Origin of the sequence: Pseudomonas sp. FP2294 (assembly GCF_030687625.1) — a bacterium.
Classification (GTDB): Bacteria; Pseudomonadota; Gammaproteobacteria; order Pseudomonadales; family Pseudomonadaceae; genus Aquipseudomonas; species Aquipseudomonas shahriarae.
The window spans coordinates 1,056,839-1,075,608 of record NZ_CP117441.1; the positions used below are offsets into that span (position 1 = coordinate 1,056,839).

An 18,770-nucleotide genomic window follows, 5' to 3' on the forward strand; every position below is an offset into this window, starting at 1 on the left:
GCCCCTTTTGATGATCACCACGCCGCCCGAGTCCCAGGATCAGCCCCACGCAGAAGCGTCGGGCGGGCGCGCACATTTCCTGCAGGTATTTTTGTCCCAGCGTTCACAGATGGAGGCGTTGGTCAGCCGCCGCGTAGGCTGCCGGGCGACGGCAGCGGACCTGGTACAGGATCTGTTTCTGCGTTTCTGGCGCCGGCCCCTGGTGCAGGTCGAAGAACTCAGCACCTACCTGCTGCGCTGCGCCGGCAATATCGCCATCGACCACCTGCGCAGCGAAAACGCGCGGGTGCGCGGCACTGAAGGCTGGATGCCGGAGCAGCACGACCATCACAGTTCCGAGCCCCAGGCCGCGCTGGAAGCGGGCAACGATCTGCGCCATGTCGAAGCGGCGCTGCGCAGCTTGCCGGAGCGTACGCGGCAGATCTTTTTGCTCAACCGCATCCACGGGCGCAAATACGCAGAAATCGCCAAGGCCATGGGCCTGTCCCAAAGTGCCGTGGAAAAACATATGATGCGCGCCCTCGAGGCCTGCAAAGCCAGCCTTCGGCAAGCCCATCCGCCACGCTCGCCAGGGAAAGCACCGTGAACGTCACCCCGACACCCGCCCAGGAACAGGCCGCCCTGGCCTGGCTCAGCCTGCTGCACGATGCGCCGAGCAGTGGCGACCAGGCTACCTTCAGCCACTGGTTGCGTGCCGACCCGGCCCATGTCGAAGCGTATGCCCAGGCCCAGGTGCTGTGGGAACTGAGCGAAGTCCCGGCGAGCACTCTGGCTGACGAAGACGCGTTGGCCTTGCAGCGTTACCTCAAGGCCATGGACGGTGCGAAAGGCTCGCGCATGCGCCGCTGGTCTGCAGCGCTGGCAGTGGCGGCGTGCCTGGTGCTGATGGTGTCGCTGGGCGCGGGGTGGCAGCCGCAGCGCTGGGTCGATGACCTGGGCGCCGATTACGTCAGTGCGCCGGGTGAAGTCAAAACCGTGACCCTGGCTGATCAAAGCCAAGTCACCCTGGATGCCGACAGCGCGATTGCCGTGGATTTCAGTCACGGTGAGCGGCATATCCAATTGCGTCGCGGTGCCGGTTTCTTCAGCGTGGCCCACACCGGGCAAGCCTTTGTGGTGCACGCCGACAGCGGCGAAGTGCGGGTGCTGGGCACCCAATTTGAAGTGCGCCTGCAACCGGCGGGCGCCCAGGTGACGGTGCTGTCGGGGCGGGTAGGGGTTACGCCGTCGGCCCAGGGTCCTCAGCAAATACTGACGGCCGGCCAGCAAGTGGCCTACGCCGAGGGTGTGGCTGATGAGCGGCATGCGGTGGACAGTGAATCGCGCCTGGGCTGGCGCGATGGCTGGCTCAACTACTACAAGACCCCGCTGGCCGATGTGGTCAAGGACCTGGGCCGTTACTACCCCGGCCGCATCCTGCTGTTCAATGACGAACTCGGCGCCCGCCGGGTCAGCGGCAGCTTTCCGAGCAAAGACCCCGAGGCGGTGCTCAAGGCATTGCAAGCGGTGCTGGGCTTTGAGCAGCACAGTGTGTTGGGGCGGTTGATCGTGGTCCGCTAAAAACCAGCCCCACAGGAATCGTGAACGCCTGAAGAGAAAGTTGATAATTATTCTTATTTGCATTTATGATATGTTATTACATTCATGCAAAGGAGCCACCCTATGAAAGTCCTGTCCTCCCTCAAAGAAGCCAAGAACCGTCATCGCGACTGCCAGATCGTCAAGCGCCGGGGGCGGATCTATGTGATCTGCAAATCCAACCCCCGCTTCAAGGCCCGGCAGGGCGGGGCGAAAAACAAGAATAAAGGCTGATGTTGAAATTATTTTCAATTTCACCTGAGGTAAAACCCCACGCCATCCGTGTAGTGCTTGAAACTGCGATCAATTCGCATTAACAGCGTTTTCTACACGGGTTCTCAAGCATGAAGTCCAGGGCAAAAGCGGCGGTAGGCGGTTCGGTTAAACAGTGGCTGGGAGCCTCCCTTCTGGCCGCTTCAGGCCTGGCATTACAACCCCTGAGCCTGGCGCAAGCGGCGCAGGAGCAGAGCGCAGTCTTCAGCTTTGCGCTGCCGGCCAAGCCGTTGCCCCAGGCCCTGAGCGATTTCAGCCGGGTGACCGGCATCAGCGTGGTCTACACCGACGAAGCCCCCTACACCCTCAACGCCCCGGCCGTCAGTGGGCAGATGAGTGCCGCCCAGGCTCTGCAGCGCCTGCTGGGCAACTCCGGCTTGACCTTCCGCCAGATCGACGCCCGCACCCTGGCCCTGGAACCGCTGCCTAGCGAAGGCGCGGTCAACCTCGGCGCCACCACCATCAGCGGTGTCAACCAGCAGCAAACCACCAGCTACCAGCCACCGCCCACCAGCTCGGTCATGCGCTCCCAGGGCTTGCTGCTGGAAACCCCGCAAACCGTGAACATGGTGCCGGCCCAGGTGATGCGCGACCAGGTGCCGCGCAACCTCGACGATGCCTTGGCCAACATCAGCGGCATCACCCAGACCAACACCTTGGGCAGCACCCAGGATGCGGTGATGCTGCGTGGCTTTGGCGACAACCGCAATGGCTCGGTGATGCGCGATGGCATGCCGGTGGTGCAAGGCCGGGCGCTGAACGAAACCGCCGAGCGCGTCGAAGTGCTCAAGGGCCCGGCGTCGTTGCTGTATGGCATTCAGGACCCGGGCGGGGTGATCAACATTGTCAGCAAGAAACCCGAACTGACCCAATCCACCGCCTTGACCGTGCGTGGCTCGACCTATGGCAGCGGCAAGAACGGCAGCGGCGGCAACCTCGACACCACCGGCCCGTTGGGCGACAGCGGCCTGGCTTACCGCTTGATCGTCGACCATCAGGATGAGGACTACTGGCGCAACTTCGGCACCTATCGCGAAAGCCTGATCGCGCCGTCCCTAGCCTGGTACGGCGACACCACCCAGGTGCTGCTGGCCTACGAGCACCGCGAATTTCTCTCGCCGTTCGACCGTGGCACGGCCATCGACCCCAAGACCAATCACCCGCTTAACATCCCTGCCACGCGCCGCCTGGATGAGCCCTTCAACAATATGGAAGGCCGCTCGGACCTGTATCGCGTCCAAGTCGACCACGACCTGAACGACGACTGGACGGCCCACTTCGGCTACAGCTGGAACCGCGAAACCTACGACGCCAGCCAGGTGCGCGTGACTAAGGTCAATGCCAATGGCACCTTGACGCGCAACATGGACGGCACCCAAGGCGCGCTGACCACCGACCGCTTCACCACTGTGAGCCTTGAAGGCAAGGTGGACGTGGCCGGCATGCGCCATGACCTGGTATTCGGCCTGGATGACGAGTACCGCAAAATCTACCGCGCCGACCTGATCCGCCAGGCCAGCCGCAGCGTGTTCAACTACAACGACCCGGTGTACGGCCGCGAAGTGGCGGGCACCAACGTCAGCGCGCCGGACAGCAACCAGACCGACCTGCTGCGCAGCGATTCGGTGTTTTTCCAGGACGCCATTCACCTCACCGACCAGTGGATCCTGGTCGGCGGTGCGCGCTTCCAAGCATACGACCAATACGCCGGCAAGGGCCGCCCGTTCACGGCCAACACCAACAGCAACGGCCAGAAGTGGGTACCTCGTGCCGGCCTGGTGTATCGCTACACCGATGAGCTGTCGTTCTATGGCAGCTACACCGAATCGTTCAAACCCAACTCCACCATTGCGCCGCTGGACAACAAAATGGTGATCGACGGCAGCATCGCCCCGGAACAGTCCAAATCCTGGGAGCTGGGGGCCAAGCTCGATATGCCGGGGCGTATTACCGCTAACGTGGCCTTGTTTGATATCCAAAAACGCAACGTGCTGGTGTCGATCACCGAGGGCGCGACCTCGATCTACAGCGTCGCCGGCAAGGTGCGCTCCCGTGGCCTGGAAATGGACCTGAGTGGGCAGTTGACCGACCAGTGGAGCCTGATCGGCAGCTATGCCTACACCGATGCCGAGGTCACCGAACACCCGACCTTCAAAGGCAAGGGCCTGCAGAACGTGGCGAAAAATTCCGGCTCTGTTTCAGCCGTATATGACTTCGGCACCATCGTCGGCGGCGATCAACTGCGTGTCGGTGCCGGTGCGCGTTACGTGGGCGAGCGGGCTGGCGATGCCCTCAACAGCTTCGACCTGCCGGGCTACACCGTGGCCGATGCGTTTGCCACCTATGACACCAAGGTTGACGGGCAGAAGGTCAAGTTCCAGCTCAATGTGAAGAACCTGTTTGACCGTACCTACTACACCTCGGCCGTCAGCCGCTTGTTTGTGTCCATGGGCGATGCGCGCCAGGTGTCGTTGTCCAGCACCCTGGAGTTCTGACCGTCGGCGATGACGCTGGCGGCCTGAGCTGCTAGCGTTGCGCTCTTTGATGATTGCCGGGACGGTTTGATGCAGTTGGGACGATGGATACACACCAGCGCCATGCTGGTGGGCGTGAGCCTGTTATTGGGTGGCTGTGCCACGCCTTCGAAAACCGGCGAACAGGCGCTGGACCAATTGCTGGCTGATCCTGCCTTGGCGGGTGCCAGTGTTTCGCTGATGGTGCGTGATGCTCGCAGCGGCAACACGCTGTACCAGCACAACCCACGCACGCGGCTGGTGCCGGCCTCCAGCCTGAAACTGCTGACCACTGCGGCGGCCATGGATGTACTGGGCCCGCAGTATCGGTTTTCTACGCAGTTGCTGAGCAATGGCAGCCAACAGGGCACGCGCCTGCTGGGCAACCTGTACCTGCGGGGGCTGGGTGACCCGACGATCCAGTGGGCGGATTACCAGGCGCTGGCGGCGAGCCTCGCCGCCCAGGGCATCCGGCAGGTCCAGGGCGATATGGTGTTCGATGACAGCTGGTTCGACGCCGAGCGCTTGGGTGTGGATTGGGCCCATGACGACGAAGACAAGTATTACGGCGCGCAGATTTCCGCGCTGACCGTGTCACCCAATGCTGATTTTGATGCGGGCACCTTGATCGTCACGGCCAAGGCGCCCACAACGGTCGGCCAGTTGGTGAGTGTCACCCTGAGTCCGCCCACCGACTATGTACAGCTCAGCAACCTGGCCGTCAGCGGCCCAGGCAATAGCTATGGGCTCAATCGCCAGCATGGCAGCAACCTGCTGCGCCTGAGCGGCGCGTTACCGCCGGGCAAGCAAAGCCGCCAATGGGTCAGCGTGTGGGAGCCGACGCAACTGGTGGCCAATCTGTTTGCCCAGGCCTTGGCGGAGCAGGGGATCAGCGTGCAGGGGCGGCGGGTGATCGGTGGTGTGAGTCCGGCGACCGCCACTGTCCTGGCAACACACCAGTCGGCACCGTTGCAGGAGCTGATCAGGCCCTTGCTCAAACTGTCCAATAACAGCATGGCCGAAGCGCTGCTCAAGGCCATGGGGCGCCAGCAGGCGAGTGCCGGCACGGCGGCGGCCGGGGTTGCGGCGGTGGCCGACTTTATCAAGCGCCAGGGCCTGGACCCGGCAACATTAAGCCAGGTGGATGGCTCGGGTTTGTCGCGACGTAATCTGGTGTCGGCGCAGAACTTCACCGACCTGTTGCTGGCCATTAACAAGCAGCCGTGGTTCAACGCCTGGTACGACGCACTGCCCATCGCCGGCAACCCGGACCGGCTGGACGGCGGCAGCCTGCGTTACCGCCTGCGCGGGACAGCGGCGCAAAACAACCTGCAGGCCAAGACGGGGTCGATGGGTGGGGTGTCTTCGTTGACGGGCTACATCACCGATGCGGGTGGGCGGCGGTTGGTGTTTTCGATGCTGACCAACAACTATGTGGTCCAGGGGAGCCGGATCAAGGCGCTGGAAGATCGACTGGCCGTGGTCCTGGCACAAAGCCTCGATTGAAACCCACACACATTGGTTTTGTGTAAGGCCTCTAGGGCTGGAACGCCTGCCGGTATTCCCCCGGTGTCGCTCCCATTGCCTGGCGAAACCGGTTGGTAAAGTGGCTGGCGCTGGAAAACCCACACGCCAGGGCAATCTCCCCCAGCGGCAGTGAGCCGCTGCGCAACAGGGCCTGGGCCCGCGACAGGCGGCGGGCCAGTACATATTGATGGGGCGGCAGGCCAAAGCTTGCGCGAAACATCCGTGCGAAGTGGTATTCCGACAAGGCGCACAGCCCCGCCAGTTGCCCCAGGCTGATCGGTTCGGCCAGTTGCTGGTCGATGTACTCCACCAACTGCCGGCGCTGGTGCGCCGCCAGGCCGCCCTTGAGCCGCAATCCTTCACGCAGGCCGACCTGGCTGAGCAGGGTATGGTTGAGCATTTCAAAGGCCAGGCTGCTGGTCAGCAAGCGTTCTGCCGGTTCCTGCCAATTGAGGCGGATCAGTTGATGAAAACGCCGCGCTTGCTGTTCGTCTTCCAGAAAGGTGCTTTCGCGCAGTTGCAAGGCGCGGGGTTCACGGTCCAGCAAGGTGACGCAACCCAGGGCAAATTGCTCGGGGCTGAAGTACACATGGGCCAGGCGGATTTCACCATTGATCACCCAGGCCGACTGATGCTCGGCGGGCAGGATGCACAGCTTGTCGGGGCCGCCCTTGGTGCCGGGCTGGTTGCGCCGGAAAGTGCCGGTGCCGCCGGCCACATAGCAAGACAAGGTGTGATGGCTGGGCGCCTGGTAATCCTGGGCGTCGTGGTGGTTGCTCCACAAAGCTGCAGACAAGCCGTCCCCAAGCTCGGCAGACAGCTCCAGGCGAGCGTTGGGCGAGCTGTTCAGGGCTTTGAAGACTTGCAGGTTTTCCAGTGCAGACATGGGGCTCTCTCCGACGCCTTGCATCCTACTCCCGGCGGCTGGCGCTGTGATCCCTCGGCCCGACAAAAGCGCAAGAATCTGCAAGTGCCCAGCAGCAAGGCGGGGTGAAACTGTGGCTCAACCACCGGAGTGCGCCATGAACCTATCCCTGTATTTACTGACCGTTCTGATCTGGGGCACCACCTGGATTGCCCTCAAGTGGCAATTGGGCGTGGTGGAAATTCCGGTCTCGATCGTCTATCGCTTCGGCCTGGCGGCACTGGTGCTGTTTGGGCTGCTGTTGCTCAGCCGCAAATTGCAGGTGATGAACCGTCGGGGTCACCTGATCTGCCTGGCCCAGGGCTTGTGCCTGTTTTGTGTGAACTTCATGTGCTTCCTCACGGCCAGCCAGTGGATCCCCAGTGGCCTGGTGGCCGTGGTGTTCTCCACCGCGACACTGTGGAATGCGTTGAATGCGCGGTTGTTCTTTGGCCAGAAAGTTGCGCGCAATGTACTGCTGGGCGGCGGCCTTGGGTTGCTTGGGCTGGGGCTGCTGTTCTGGCCGGAACTGGTCGGGCATACCGCTAGCCCCGAAACACTGTTGGGCCTGGGCCTGGCGCTGCTGGGCACCCTGTGTTTCTCGGCAGGCAATATGTTGTCGAGCCTGCAACAGAAAGCCGGGCTCAGGCCGTTGACCACCAACGCCTGGGGCATGGCCTATGGCGCGTCGATGCTGGCGCTGTACTGCGTGGTCCAGGGCATTCCGTTTGAGATGGAGTGGAACACCCGCTATATCGGCTCGCTGCTGTACCTGGTGATCCCCGGTTCGGTGATTGGCTTTACCGCGTACCTGACCCTGGTCGGCCGCATGGGCCCGGAGCGGGCGGCGTATTGCACGGTGCTGTTCCCGGTGGTGGCATTGAACGTCTCGGCGCTGTTCGAGGGCTACCAATGGAGCGCCCCGGCGCTGGCCGGGTTGGTATTGGTGATGCTGGGGAATGTGCTGGTGTTTCGTAAGCCCAGGGCGGTCGCGCCTGTGAGCCCGCTTTTGCAACCGAAGCAAACCTAATGTGCAAGAAGATCTAATGTGGGAGCTGGCAGGCCAGCTCCCACAGTGTGATCCGCGTTACTTCAGGCCCAGGCGCTTGGCCATGCGCCCCAGGTTGGCGCGGTCCAGGCCCAGTTCGCGGGCGGCGCTGGCCCAGTTGTGCTGGTGGCGCTCCAGGCAGGCGCTGATCACTTGCCTTTGGTAGTGCTCGGTGGCCTGGCGCAGATCGCCAGTCACCACGGGGATTTCGCCAGGCTCCTCTATCAAGGGCGCAGAGTCATTGGGCAAGTCCAGGTCCTTGGCACTGAGGCTGAGGATCTTCGGTCGCTCGCGACAATTGCCCAGGGCCTTCAATGCGCTGCGGCCGATCAGGTGTTCCAGCTCGCGCACATTCCCGGGCCACCCATAAGCCAATAATGCCGCCTGGGCATCGCTGGTCAGGCGCAGGCTGCCCAGGCCCATGCGTGAACGGTTCTGTTCAAGGAAAAATCCGGCCAGCAACAACACGTCGCGCCCGCGTTCACGCAGGGCCGGCACTTGCAGGGGGTACACGCTCAAGCGGTGATAGAAGTCGGCGCGGTAGCGGCCGTTGCGCACCTCGGCGGCCAGGTCGCGGTTAGTGGCGGCGATCAGGCGCACGTCCACTTGATGCTCCTTATCCGAACCCAGCCGCTGCAACTGCCCGCTTTGCAGGACGCGTAACAGCTTGGCCTGGACCGTCAGTGACAACTCTCCCACTTCGTCGAGGAACAGGGTGCCACCGTTGGCCAATTCAAACTTGCCCCGACGCTCGTTCAGCGCGCCGGTAAACGCGCCGCGCACGTGGCCGAACAGCTCGCTTTCCACCAGGGTTTCCGGGAGGGCGGCGCAGTTGAGGCTGATCAGCGGCTTCTCCGCGCGGGGCGAGGCAGCGTGGATGGCCTGGGCCACCAGCTCCTTGCCGACCCCGGTTTCACCGGTGATTAACACGGTCAGGTCGCTGCCGCCCACCAGTTTGATTTCTTCCACCAGGCGCTTGTGGGTCTTGCTCTGGCCGATCATTTCCTTGTGCTGCTGGCCGCTGGCCTGGCGATAGATTTCCGCACGCTGGTGTTCGTCTTCGGCGCGCAGGGCCAGGTGCTCCATGCGTTCGGCCACATTGACCGTAGCGGCGGCGAGGCTGGCGAAGGCCTGCAAGGCGTCCAGTTCGACCCGGTCAAACCGCTCGGTGTCCAGGGCATCCAGGGTCAGCAGGCCCCAGGGATGGTCGTCGACAAACAGCGGGCAGCCCATGCAGTCGTGGACCTCCAGATGCCCGTGCAGGCCATCGACCAGGCCGTCGTAGGGGTCGGGCAGTTCGCTGTCACTGTCAAAGCGGGTCGGGCCGGGGCTGCTCAGCAGCACGGCAAAGCGCGGGTGTTCGCTGATCTTGAAGCGCCGGCCCAGGGTATCCGGGCTCAGGCCGTCCACGGCCAGGGGTACCAGCCATTCGCCGTCCAGGCGCAACAGCGCGGCGGCATCGCAGGGCAGCAGGGTGCGCATGGCTTGCAGCAGGCGTCGGTAACGCTCGCCTTCCGGCAGTTCACGGGACAGGTCAGCCACCAGTGGCAGCAGGGTGGTGAGCAGGGAGTGTGCAGTCATAATGACTCCTTGTAGTCCTAATGACTATAAGGTGTAGGAAGTCATATTGACTATGCTTAATTTAAATTGTTGATAAATAAGGGTTTGTTAGTTGGCATGAATACTGATTGCTACAGGGTAATCATTCAGAAGCCTTAAAGGCTCAGGAGTCTCCCCATGCTTAGCGTTCAAGACCGTGCCATCATCAAGTCCACTGTGCCGCTGCTCGAAAGCGGTGGCGAAGCCCTGATCACCCACTTCTACCGCATGATGCTCTCCGAGTACCCCGAAGTGCGCCCGCTGTTCAATCAGGCCCACCAGGCCAGCGGCGACCAGCCCCGCGCCCTGGCCAATGGCGTGCTGATGTACGCCCGGCATATCGACCAACTGGATCAGTTGGGCGACCTGGTGGCCAAGATCATCAACAAGCACGTGGCCCTGCAAATCCTCCCGGAGCACTACCCGATTGTCGGCAACTGCCTGCTGCGGGCGATTTCCGAGGTGCTGGGTGACGAAATCGCCACCCTAGAAGTGATGAGCGCGTGGGGCGCGGCTTATGGTCAGTTGGCCGACATTCTGATCGGCGCAGAAAGCGCCATCTACGACGAAAAAGCCCAGGCCGTTGGCGGCTGGCGCGGGGCGCGTGCGTTTCTGCTGGTCAAGCGTGTGGAGGAGAGCAGTGAAATCGTCTCCCTGTACTTTGCCCCGGTGGACAATGGCCCGATCCTCGCCGCCGAGCCCGGCCAATACATCGGCCTGAAGCTGATCCTCGATGGCGAAGAAGTGCGCCGCAACTATTCATTGTCGGCGCGCACCGATGCGGGCCTGTACCGCATCAGCGTCAAGCGTGAAGCGGGCGGGCGCGTGTCCAATTACCTGCATGACCAGATGCACGTGGGCGCGACCATCGACCTGTTCCCGCCATCGGGGGAGTTCACCCTGGTGCCCAGCGACAAACCCCTGGTGCTGATCAGCGGCGGGGTGGGCATCACCCCGACCTTGCCGATGCTGGAAGCGGCCCTGGCCACCGAGCGCCCGGTGCATTTTATCCACTGCGCACGCAATGGCGGCGTGCATGCGTTCCGCGATTGGGTCGATGCCCTGGCTGCGCGCCATCCGCAACTGCAGCGCTTTTACTGCTATGCCGAAGACGACGGCATCAGCCCGGCGGCGGACAAGCTCGGTTTGCTGACCCAGGAGCAACTGGCGGCGTGGTTGCCCGAAGAGCGTGATGTGGATGCCTACTTCCTGGGGCCGAAGGGTTTTATGAGCGCGATCAAGCGTCACCTCAAGGCGCTCGGTGTACCTGAGAAGCAGAGCCGGTATGAGTTCTTCGGGCCGGCGGCGGCGCTGGAATAAGCGGCCGCTCTTCAACACCGTATTGGCCTCTTCGCGAGCAAGCCCGCTCCCACATTTGATCTGTGAATACATTCAAATGTGGGAGATTCTATGGTTTTGGGGAAGCCCCCAAAACCGCTTTTGACTGGTATTCGCTCAGGTTTTTCATGAGCGAAAAGGCGATGCGCGCCAGCTTGCGGCCAATGATGACCAGGGCTTGAGTCGTTTTCAGGCCCCTGGCCAGATAACCCTCGTATAAAGGTTTCCAGGCTTCTGACCTGATACCTGCTGACGCCGCGTTATGCAGCAATCTGCGTATCTCTGAATCTCCCTTCTTGCTCAATGAGCGGCGTCCGCTCATTTGCCCAGAATCGGATACTCTCAAGTCCATTCCCAAGAACGCGATGTAAGCGTCAGCACTTTCAAATTCTCCTCGCTGAAACGCCATTACCAGGGCAACCGCTGTCAGAAAACCAATGCCCTCGACGGCTTGGCAGCGCTTGACCTGATGCAAAAGCCCCGCCTCAGTAACAGCATCTAATATCCTTTTCTCAATGAGCCCCTCATGCCTATCAAGACACGCTGAAATGCTCTTGGACGAGGCCTTGAGTGATGGCTCGCCCGCCCAGCTCTGATTCAGCGCAACACGCATTTTCACCAGCGCTGCGCGTCGACGCAGCAAGCTTTGAAGCTTGGTATAAATCTTCGGCGGCGGATTCCAGGCGCGTAAATCAGCCTGTTCATTCTTCAAGTAGCGAGCCAGCAACTGCGCATCACTGAAGTCTGTTTTAGCGCGACCACCTGTGCCTTTGCGGTAATGGCTAAGGCGATATCCATCAATCACGTAAACGATATGGCCCATCGAATGAGCCAAGTTGACGGTATCCACGTGATAGATATTGGTGGCTTCAATTGCGATGGCGCTGCCCGCAGGCAAAGACTTCAGCCATGCCTTCAGCTCGCTTTTCTTGTTCGATACGATCTTTGTTTCAGCAGTTTCACTTTGATAAACAACTACTTCGGCTTTAGCGACATCCACTCCAATGATTGATTGCGAGACAGTCATTGCCATGAGAAAAGCTCCGGGTTAGGGTTTACGGGCTTGTCGGGGCTTCACCGTTGCGCTGGCTTGCTTCTATCGTCGGTCATGGCCGATGCATTCCTTATCGGCGCTTTGGTGAAGGGGTGGGACGAAGTCTCCCACGGTCTGTACTGGCTAGAGTCAGATGCTGGCTTTTAGTCCCACCACCCCTACAAGTCTAACCATACAAGCGGGCTTGCTCGCGAAGAGGCCCGAAAGACCACCACATTAATGTGTCGTTAACCCGCCTGCGCCTAAGATTGCGACGCCTACTGCTAAATTTTCACCACCTGTGTGTAAACTTGCGGCCATTGGCACACCCATCATTAGGCAAAGGGAAACGGGGATGATTGACGAAATGCGGTTGGGCCGTGAGCGGCGCTTCCTGGTGTTGCTGGGCATCATCTGCCTGGCGCTGATCGGTGGCGCGCTTTATATGCAGATAGTGCTGGGCGAAGCGCCATGCCCTTTGTGCATCTTGCAACGCTATGCCTTGTTGCTGATTGCGCTCTTTGCCTTTATTGGCGCGGCCATGCGCACCCAGCGCAGTGTCACGGTCTTTGAAGTGCTGGTCGTGCTCAGCGCCCTCGGTGGTGTCGCTGCCGCCGGGCACCATGTGTATACCCAGTTCTATCCGACCATCAGTTGTGGCGTCGATGTGCTGCAGCCGATTGTCGATGACCTGCCCCTGGCGAAGATCTTCCCCCTGGGCTTCCAGGTCGATGGTTTCTGCAGTACCCCGTACCCGCCGGTCCTGGGCTTGTCCCTGGCCCAGTGGGCGCTGGTGGCGTTTGTGTTGACGGTGATCCTGGTGCCCCTGGGCATTTACCGTAATCGCAAGCACAACGCTTAAATCGTCCTACAAAGCGCCCCTGTCCTGCTGATGCAGGCAGGGGCGTTTTTGTGTGTGGGCATTTTGTGAAGGGGTCATGACGCTGGACAAGATTGGCTGCGCGCAACGTGCGACACGTTGTCACACTGAGGGCGCCGCAGGACATTTCATACCCCATGGCACAGCGCTTAATCGACCATGGGTTGGGCGCTTTTGCCTGTCACTTTCCACCCTGGCCGACCCCGCGCGCGGCGTGCTCTACAGAACATCCGATGATGGGCGAATGCCTTGTTTTTAGAGGGCTTGCCTGGGGTTTGGCGACCCTGGAAGAGGTCTCTGGGTGCGACAGAATGGGCAATAACACGGCTTTTTTTGGGGTTTTTGTTGAGAATCAAACGCGATACGATCCCGAACCTTTGCAACAATGGCGCAGGATTATTGCTGGAAACGATAAAAATTATTTCTTTATAGGTCATGGTTTATACATCGCCAGCTAACTACAATCGCCCGCACTGAGTGTCCGGTGCTGCTCAACCCTGAGCAAATAGGGCGGTCGAGAGGCGGAAACAATGCTTCATGCGACCCCAGGTGCCGGCAGCCTTTCAACTATCCGCACCAAATGGAATTGGTCTGTAACAAGGCCTTTGACCAACGAAATCGAATAAGAATTCACCGCCAGACCTGGACGTGTCGATCAGCGCATGAAGCGCCGGGCAGGCCCTTATTCAATCGAAGAGAAATGCCAACCCTTGGCAGGGTGAAGTGTTGGCGATCAAAACCCAACTGCATTGCGCAAGCTGCTTTAGAGGTCGTGAGATGAGTAAAAACAGGTACACCCGATTACTAGGCATAGTGCCGCTTTTCGGCATGTTATTGCTGGGAGGCTGCAACTGGACGCTGCTCGACCCTGTGGGTCAGGTCGGCGTAGAGCAACGTAACCTGATCATCACGGCCACCTTGCTGATGCTGTTGGTCGTGGTGCCGGTGATCGTGATGACCTTCGCGTTCGCCTGGAAATACCGCGCGTCCAACACCAAGGCGACCTACGCGCCGAAGTGGTCGCACTCCACCAAGATTGAAATCGCGGTGTGGCTGGTACCTGTACTGATCATTATCGCCCTGGGTTACATCACCTATAAGTCGACCCACGAGCTGGACCCTTACCGTCCGCTGGAATCCGACGTGCCGCCAATCACTATCGAAGTGGTCGCGCTGGACTGGAAGTGGCTGTTCATCTATCCCGAGCAAGGGATCGCCACCGTCAACAAGATCGTGTTCCCGGCCAACACCCCGATCAACTTCAAAGTGACCTCGGATGCGGTGATGAACTCGTTCTTCATCCCGGGCCTGGGTGGTCAGATCTACGCGATGGCGGGCATGCAGACCAAGCTGCACCTGATTGCCAACCAGAACGCCGAGCTCGACGGTATCTCCGCCAACTACAGTGGCGCGGGCTTTACCGGCATGAAATTCAAAGCAATCGCCACCACCCAGGAAGACTTCAACGCCTGGGTACAAGAAGCCAAGAGCTCACCAAAACAGCTTGAAAAAGCTGAATACGAAGCCCTTGCCAAGCCAAGCCAGAACAACCCTGTAGAGCTGTACTCCTCGTACACGCCGGACCTGTTTCAGAAAATCATCGACAAGTATGAAGGGATGAAACCAGGCAAGCCGGTCAAGCACGAGAAGAAAGAAGTGGCTGCTGTGGAAGGGACGGACGCAAATTCGCATTCAGCTGCCGGGGCAGAGGAGTAAACGATGTTTGGTAAATTAAGTTGGGAAGCGGTCCCATTCCACGAGCCGATCGTGATGGTGACCATCGCCATGATCGCGCTGGGTGGTCTGGCACTGTTTGCGGCAATCACCTACTTCAAGAAGTGGACCTACCTGTGGACCGAGTGGCTGACGTCGGTCGACCACAAGAAAATCGGCGTGATGTACATCATCGTCGCCATGGTCATGCTGCTGCGTGGTTTTGCCGACGCCATCATGATGCGTACCCAGTTGGCCATGGCCACCGAGGGTTCGCCTGGCTACCTGCCGCCTGAACACTATGACCAGATCTTCACCGCCCACGGTGTGATCATGATCATCTTCATGGCGATGCCTTTCTTCACCGGCCTGATGAACCTGGCAGTGCCGCTGCAGATCGGTGCGCGTGACGTTGCGTTCCCGTTCCTCAACTCCCTGAGCTTCTGGCTGCTGGTTTCCGGCGTGGTGCTGATCAACCTGTCCCTGGGCGTCGGCGAATTCGCCAAGACCGGTTGGGTTGCCTATCCGCCGTTGTCGGGGCTGCAATACAGTCCGGGCGTGGGGATGGATTACTACATCTGGGCGCTACAGCTATCCGGGTTAGGTACGACGCTGACGGGGGTCAACTTCCTGGCCACCGTGCTGAAAATGCGTACCCCAGGCATGAAACTGATGGACATGCCGATCTTCACCTGGACCTGCACCTGGGCCAACGTTCTGATCGTGGCTTCGTTCCCGATCCTGACCGCTACCCTGGCACTGTTGACGCTTGACCGTTACATGGATTTCCACATTTTCACCAATGAACTTGGTGGCAATCCAATGATGTACGTGAACCTGTTCTGGGCATGGGGTCACCCTGAGGTGTACATCCTGATCCTGCCAGCGTTCGGTATCTTCTCCGAAGTGATCTCGACCTTTACCGGCAAGCGCCTGTTCGGTCACCACTCGATGGTCTACGCCTCGGGCGCGATCTCCGTACTGGGCTTCATGGTCTGGCTGCACCACTTTTTCACCATGGGTTCGGGGGCCAGCGTCAACGCCTTCTTCGGCCTGGCGACGATGCTGATTTCGATCCCTACGGGGGTGAAGCTATTCAACTGGCTGTTCACCATCTACCACGGCCGCCTGCGCTTCACCAGCCAGGTTCTGTGGACCCTGGGCTTCATGGTGACGTTCGCCATCGGCGGCATGACCGGCGTACTGCTGGCCATCCCGGGTGCTGACTTCGTGCTGCACAACAGCCTGTTCGTGATCGCGCACTTCCACAACGTGATCATCGGTGGTGCGGTATTCGGCTACATCGCTGGTTTCAGCTTCTACTTCCCGAAAGCGTTCGGCTTCAAGCTGCACGAAGGCTGGGGCAAGGCTGCGTTCTGGTTCTGGATCACCGGCTTCTTCGTCGCGTTCATGCCGCTCTATGCACTGGGCTTCATGGGCATGACCCGTCGTCTGAACGCCACTACCAACCCTGAGTGGGTGCCGTACCTGTACGTCGCCATGTTCGGTGCGGTGATGATCGCTGTCGGCATCGCCTGCCAGCTGATCCAGCTGTACGTGAGTATCCGTGACCGCAAGCAAAACGCCTGCGACTCCGGCGACCCATGGAATGCACACACCCTGGAATGGTCGACCTCGTCGCCACCGCCGTTCTACAACTTCGCTGTACTGCCGAAGGCCGAGACCATCGACCCGTTCACCGAAGCCAAGGAAAACGGTACTGCGTACCAGCGACCTGTGCGCTACGAACCGATCCACATGCCGAACAACACCGCCACTGGCGTGGTGATGGGCGCGCTGTTGACGGTCTTCGGTTTCGCGATGATCTGGCACATCTGGTGGCTGGCCATCGCTAGCCTGGCTGGCACCGTGATCTACTTCGTGATCCACGCGGCGCGTGATGATCAAGGCTACATGGTGCCGGTCGACGTGATCGAGCGCATCGAAGCCGAGCAGCACGCTCGCCTGGTAGCCGAGAAGAAGATTCCGGCCAACCGTGTTGAAACCTCGTTGGAACAGGCTTAAACCATGTCGAACTTAGTGACCAATGCTGGACACGCCCATGTCGATGACCATGGGCACGATGACCATCACCACGACTCGGGCGAGATGACCGTATACGGTTTCTGGCTCTACCTGATGACCGACTGCATCCTGTTTGCGTCGATCTTCGCGGTGTACGCGGTACTGGTAAACAACGTAGCGGGTGGCCCGTCGGGCCACGACATCTTCGAACTGAATTACGTGCTGGGCGAAACCGCCTTGCTGCTGTTCAGTTCGATCACCTACGGCTTCGCCATGCTGGCGTTCTTCCGTGGCAACAAGGCAGGCGTGCTCAAGTGGCTGGGCCTGACCTTCCTGCTCGGCCTTGGCTTTATCGCCATGGAGATCAACGAGTTCCACCTGCTGATCTCCGAAGGCTACGGCCCTAGCCGTTCCGGCTTCCTGTCGGCGTTCTTCACCCTGGTCGGTACCCACGGTCTGCACGTAACCGCCGGTCTGATCTGGATGGCGATCATGATGTACCAGGTCAACAAGCATGGCCTGACGTCGACCAACAAGACCCGCCTGAGCTGCCTGAGCCTGTTCTGGCACTTCCTGGACGTGGTCTGGATCTGCGTCTTCACCGTTGTCTACTTGATGGGGACTCTGTAATGGCTAATGCACACTCCCATGACAGCCATGATGCGAGCCACGGCAGCGTAAAGTCTTACGCTATCGGCTTCATCCTGTCGGTGATCCTGACGATCATCCCATTCGGCCTGGTGATGTACCCAACCTTGCCGAAGGCCACGACACTGGCCATCGTGCTGTTGTTCGCGGTGATCCAGGTGGTTGTCCACCTGTATTACTTCCTGCACCTGGATCGCTCCCAGGCCCAGCGCAACAACGTGATTGCGTTTGTGTTCACGGCCATTGTGATCCTGCTGCTGGTTGGCCTGTCGTTGTGGATCATGTTCAGCATCCACACCTACATGATGGCGAAGTGAGGTAAGACCCGATGTCGCTTAAGCACTTTATCCAAATCACCAAACCGGGGATCATTTTCGGTAACGTGCTTTCTGTGGCAGGCGGTTTCTTCCTGGCCTCCAAGGGGCATGTCGATCTGGCCATCTTCCTGGCGGCAATGATCGGCACTTCCCTTGTTGTGGCGTCCGGTTGCGTGTTCAACAACTGCATCGACCGTGACATCGATATCAAGATGGAGCGCACCAAGAATCGCGTGCTGGTCCAGGGCCTTATCTCCCTGAAACTGGCACTGATCTTCGCGACCGTCCTCGGTGTTGCCGGCGTGGCATTGCTGTACACGGTGGCCAATCCGCTGGCGGCGTTGTTTGCCGTGATCGGTTTTGTCATCTACGTCGGCCTCTACAGCCTGTACCTCAAGCGCAAGTCGGTTCACGGCACGCTGGTGGGCAGCCTGTCGGGGGCGATGCCGCCGGTGATTGGTTATGTGGCTGTGACCAATAGCTTCGACATGGCTGCGCTGGTGCTGCTGGTGATGTTCAGCCTGTGGCAGATGCCGCACTCCTACGCCATTGCGATCTTCCGTTTCAACGACTACCTGGCGGCTTCGATTCCGGTATTGCCGGTCAAGCGTGGCATCCAGGTGGCGAAGAAACACATCCTGCTGTACATCCTGGCCTTCCTTGTGGCGACCTTGATGTTGACCTTCAGTGGGTATGCCGGCATGAGCTACCTCGCCGTCGCCGCGGCCATGGGCATGTACTGGTTGTACATGGCCTGGACCGGCTACAAGGCGGTGGATGACACTGTCTGGGCGCGTAAGTTGTTTGTCTTCTCGATCTTCACCATTACGGCTTTGAGCGTGATGATGTCCCTGGATTTCCAGGTGCCGAAAGAGTTGTTGCTGACTTACGCCCACTGAGTTGGGATGTCATGAAAAGCCCCGCCTTTGAGAGAAGAGCGGGGCTTTTTTGTGGGGGGGGGGTATGGGTACATATCCATTTCTGCGGTAACGGCGGCTATTGGTTCCGCCCTTACGGCGGCTCACTTTGGAAGAGCGCCAAAGTAAGCAAAGCGCTCATGCCCCACCACTCGGTGCCTCGCCTAGGCTCGGCATGCCCGCAGTCAGGCATTGCTCCGTGGGCCCGCCGCGATCGGCCATCCCTGGCCGTGTCGCGGCTACCCCGGCATCCATGCCGGGGTGCCCACTGCGCAATACCTGCCTGCGGCCATCGTGGTTTAACGGGGCGCCTAGGATCAAGATCAAAAGCCAGATGCAAAAGCAGAGCAACAGCAACAGCAACAGCAAAGCCGGGGTGCGAAGCTGCCTTCCCCTGTGGGAGCTGGCTTGCCTGCGATGGCGGCAGGTCAGTCAATAGATTTATCGACTGATACAC

At 60.1% G+C, this 18,770-nt stretch carries 17 protein-coding genes and 1 pseudogene; 14 read left to right on the plus strand and 4 right to left on the minus strand.

The window, feature by feature from the left end; all coding sequences use genetic code 11:
* Positions 1 to 7 precede the first annotated feature (7 nt).
* The 5 genes from PSH73_RS04610 (at position 8) to dacB (ending at position 5,870) form a co-directional block, all read left to right on the plus strand.
* Positions 8 to 586, plus strand: a complete 579-nt coding sequence (locus PSH73_RS04610; RefSeq protein WP_057958348.1) for an RNA polymerase sigma factor — start codon at positions 8 to 10, stop codon at positions 584 to 586.
* Positions 583 to 1,560, plus strand: a complete 978-nt coding sequence (locus tag PSH73_RS04615; RefSeq protein ID WP_057958349.1) for a FecR family protein — start codon at positions 583 to 585, stop codon at positions 1,558 to 1,560. Before PSH73_RS04610 ends, PSH73_RS04615 begins: the two co-directional genes overlap by 4 nt.
* A 102-nt stretch (positions 1,561 to 1,662) precedes the next feature.
* Positions 1,663 to 1,812 (plus strand): type B 50S ribosomal protein L36, encoded by a 150-nt coding sequence (ykgO, locus tag PSH73_RS04620; RefSeq protein WP_020297337.1) that lies wholly within the window; start codon positions 1,663 to 1,665, stop codon positions 1,810 to 1,812.
* A 110-nt stretch (positions 1,813 to 1,922) separates the two neighbouring features.
* A complete protein-coding gene (locus PSH73_RS04625; RefSeq protein ID WP_220172710.1) occupies positions 1,923 to 4,346 on the plus strand; it encodes a TonB-dependent receptor in 2,424 nt (807 codons plus the stop codon).
* A gap of 69 nt (positions 4,347 to 4,415) precedes the next feature.
* Complete coding sequence (gene dacB / locus PSH73_RS04630) at positions 4,416 to 5,870, plus strand: D-alanyl-D-alanine carboxypeptidase/D-alanyl-D-alanine-endopeptidase (RefSeq protein WP_198792275.1); 1,455 nt, start codon at positions 4,416 to 4,418, stop codon at positions 5,868 to 5,870.
* A 31-nt stretch (positions 5,871 to 5,901) separates the two neighbouring features.
* On the opposite strand, the gene PSH73_RS04635 is transcribed toward dacB, so the two are convergent.
* Complete coding sequence (locus PSH73_RS04635) at positions 5,902 to 6,777, minus strand: helix-turn-helix domain-containing protein (RefSeq protein WP_128593284.1); 876 nt, start codon at positions 6,775 to 6,777, stop codon at positions 5,902 to 5,904.
* Between the two features lie 136 nt (positions 6,778 to 6,913).
* Between PSH73_RS04635 and PSH73_RS04640 the strand changes: the two genes are divergently transcribed.
* Complete coding sequence (locus PSH73_RS04640) at positions 6,914 to 7,825, plus strand: DMT family transporter (RefSeq protein ID WP_252117581.1); 912 nt, start codon at positions 6,914 to 6,916, stop codon at positions 7,823 to 7,825.
* Positions 7,826 to 7,882: 57 nt separating this feature from the next.
* On the opposite strand, the gene norR is transcribed toward PSH73_RS04640, so the two are convergent.
* Positions 7,883 to 9,424, minus strand: coding sequence for a nitric oxide reductase transcriptional regulator NorR (gene norR, locus PSH73_RS04645; RefSeq protein ID WP_057958352.1), 1,542 nt, complete (start codon positions 9,422 to 9,424; stop codon positions 7,883 to 7,885).
* Positions 9,425 to 9,580: 156 nt separating this feature from the next.
* Here norR and hmpA point away from each other — a divergent pair, with 156 nt between their 5' ends.
* On the plus strand, positions 9,581 to 10,762 hold the full coding sequence (gene hmpA / locus PSH73_RS04650; protein ID WP_057958353.1) for an NO-inducible flavohemoprotein: 1,182 nt from the start codon (positions 9,581 to 9,583) through the stop codon (positions 10,760 to 10,762).
* Between the two features lie 88 nt (positions 10,763 to 10,850).
* On the opposite strand, the gene PSH73_RS04655 is transcribed toward hmpA, so the two are convergent.
* Positions 10,851 to 11,813, minus strand: a complete 963-nt coding sequence (locus tag PSH73_RS04655; protein WP_076965387.1) for an IS110 family transposase — start codon at positions 11,811 to 11,813, stop codon at positions 10,851 to 10,853.
* A gap of 355 nt (positions 11,814 to 12,168) precedes the next feature.
* On the opposite strand from PSH73_RS04655, the gene PSH73_RS04660 reads away from it, so the two are divergent.
* Both PSH73_RS04660 and PSH73_RS04665 read left to right on the plus strand, forming a co-directional pair.
* Entirely contained in the window at positions 12,169 to 12,675 is a 507-nt protein-coding gene (locus PSH73_RS04660) for a disulfide bond formation protein B (RefSeq protein WP_057958354.1), read from the plus strand.
* A gap of 155 nt (positions 12,676 to 12,830) precedes the next feature.
* A complete protein-coding gene (locus PSH73_RS04665; protein WP_305462026.1) occupies positions 12,831 to 13,151 on the plus strand; it encodes a hypothetical protein in 321 nt (106 codons plus the stop codon).
* Between the two features lie 77 nt (positions 13,152 to 13,228).
* Here the strand turns inward: PSH73_RS04665 and PSH73_RS26950 are convergent.
* Positions 13,229 to 13,443: pseudogene (locus PSH73_RS26950) on the minus strand (hypothetical protein).
* Between the two features lie 27 nt (positions 13,444 to 13,470).
* Between PSH73_RS26950 and cyoA the strand changes: the two are divergent.
* The 5 genes from cyoA to cyoE are packed head-to-tail and all read left to right on the plus strand — an operon-like array spanning position 13,471 to position 18,295.
* Positions 13,471 to 14,409: a ubiquinol oxidase subunit II gene (cyoA, locus tag PSH73_RS04670; protein ID WP_029300208.1), complete on the plus strand. Its 939-nt coding sequence runs from the start codon at positions 13,471 to 13,473 to the stop codon at positions 14,407 to 14,409.
* Between the two features lie 3 nt (positions 14,410 to 14,412).
* Positions 14,413 to 16,431, plus strand: coding sequence for a cytochrome o ubiquinol oxidase subunit I (cyoB, locus tag PSH73_RS04675; RefSeq protein WP_057444528.1), 2,019 nt, complete (start codon positions 14,413 to 14,415; stop codon positions 16,429 to 16,431).
* Between the two features lie 3 nt (positions 16,432 to 16,434).
* Positions 16,435 to 17,061, plus strand: a complete 627-nt coding sequence (cyoC, locus tag PSH73_RS04680; protein ID WP_038446230.1) for a cytochrome o ubiquinol oxidase subunit III — start codon at positions 16,435 to 16,437, stop codon at positions 17,059 to 17,061.
* A complete protein-coding gene (cyoD, locus tag PSH73_RS04685) occupies positions 17,061 to 17,396 on the plus strand; it encodes a cytochrome o ubiquinol oxidase subunit IV (protein ID WP_029300215.1) in 336 nt (111 codons plus the stop codon). Before cyoC ends, cyoD begins: the two co-directional genes overlap by 1 nt.
* Before the next feature lie 11 nt (positions 17,397 to 17,407).
* On the plus strand, positions 17,408 to 18,295 hold the full coding sequence (gene cyoE / locus PSH73_RS04690; RefSeq protein ID WP_029300217.1) for a heme o synthase: 888 nt from the start codon (positions 17,408 to 17,410) through the stop codon (positions 18,293 to 18,295).
* Positions 18,296 to 18,770 lie beyond the last annotated feature (475 nt).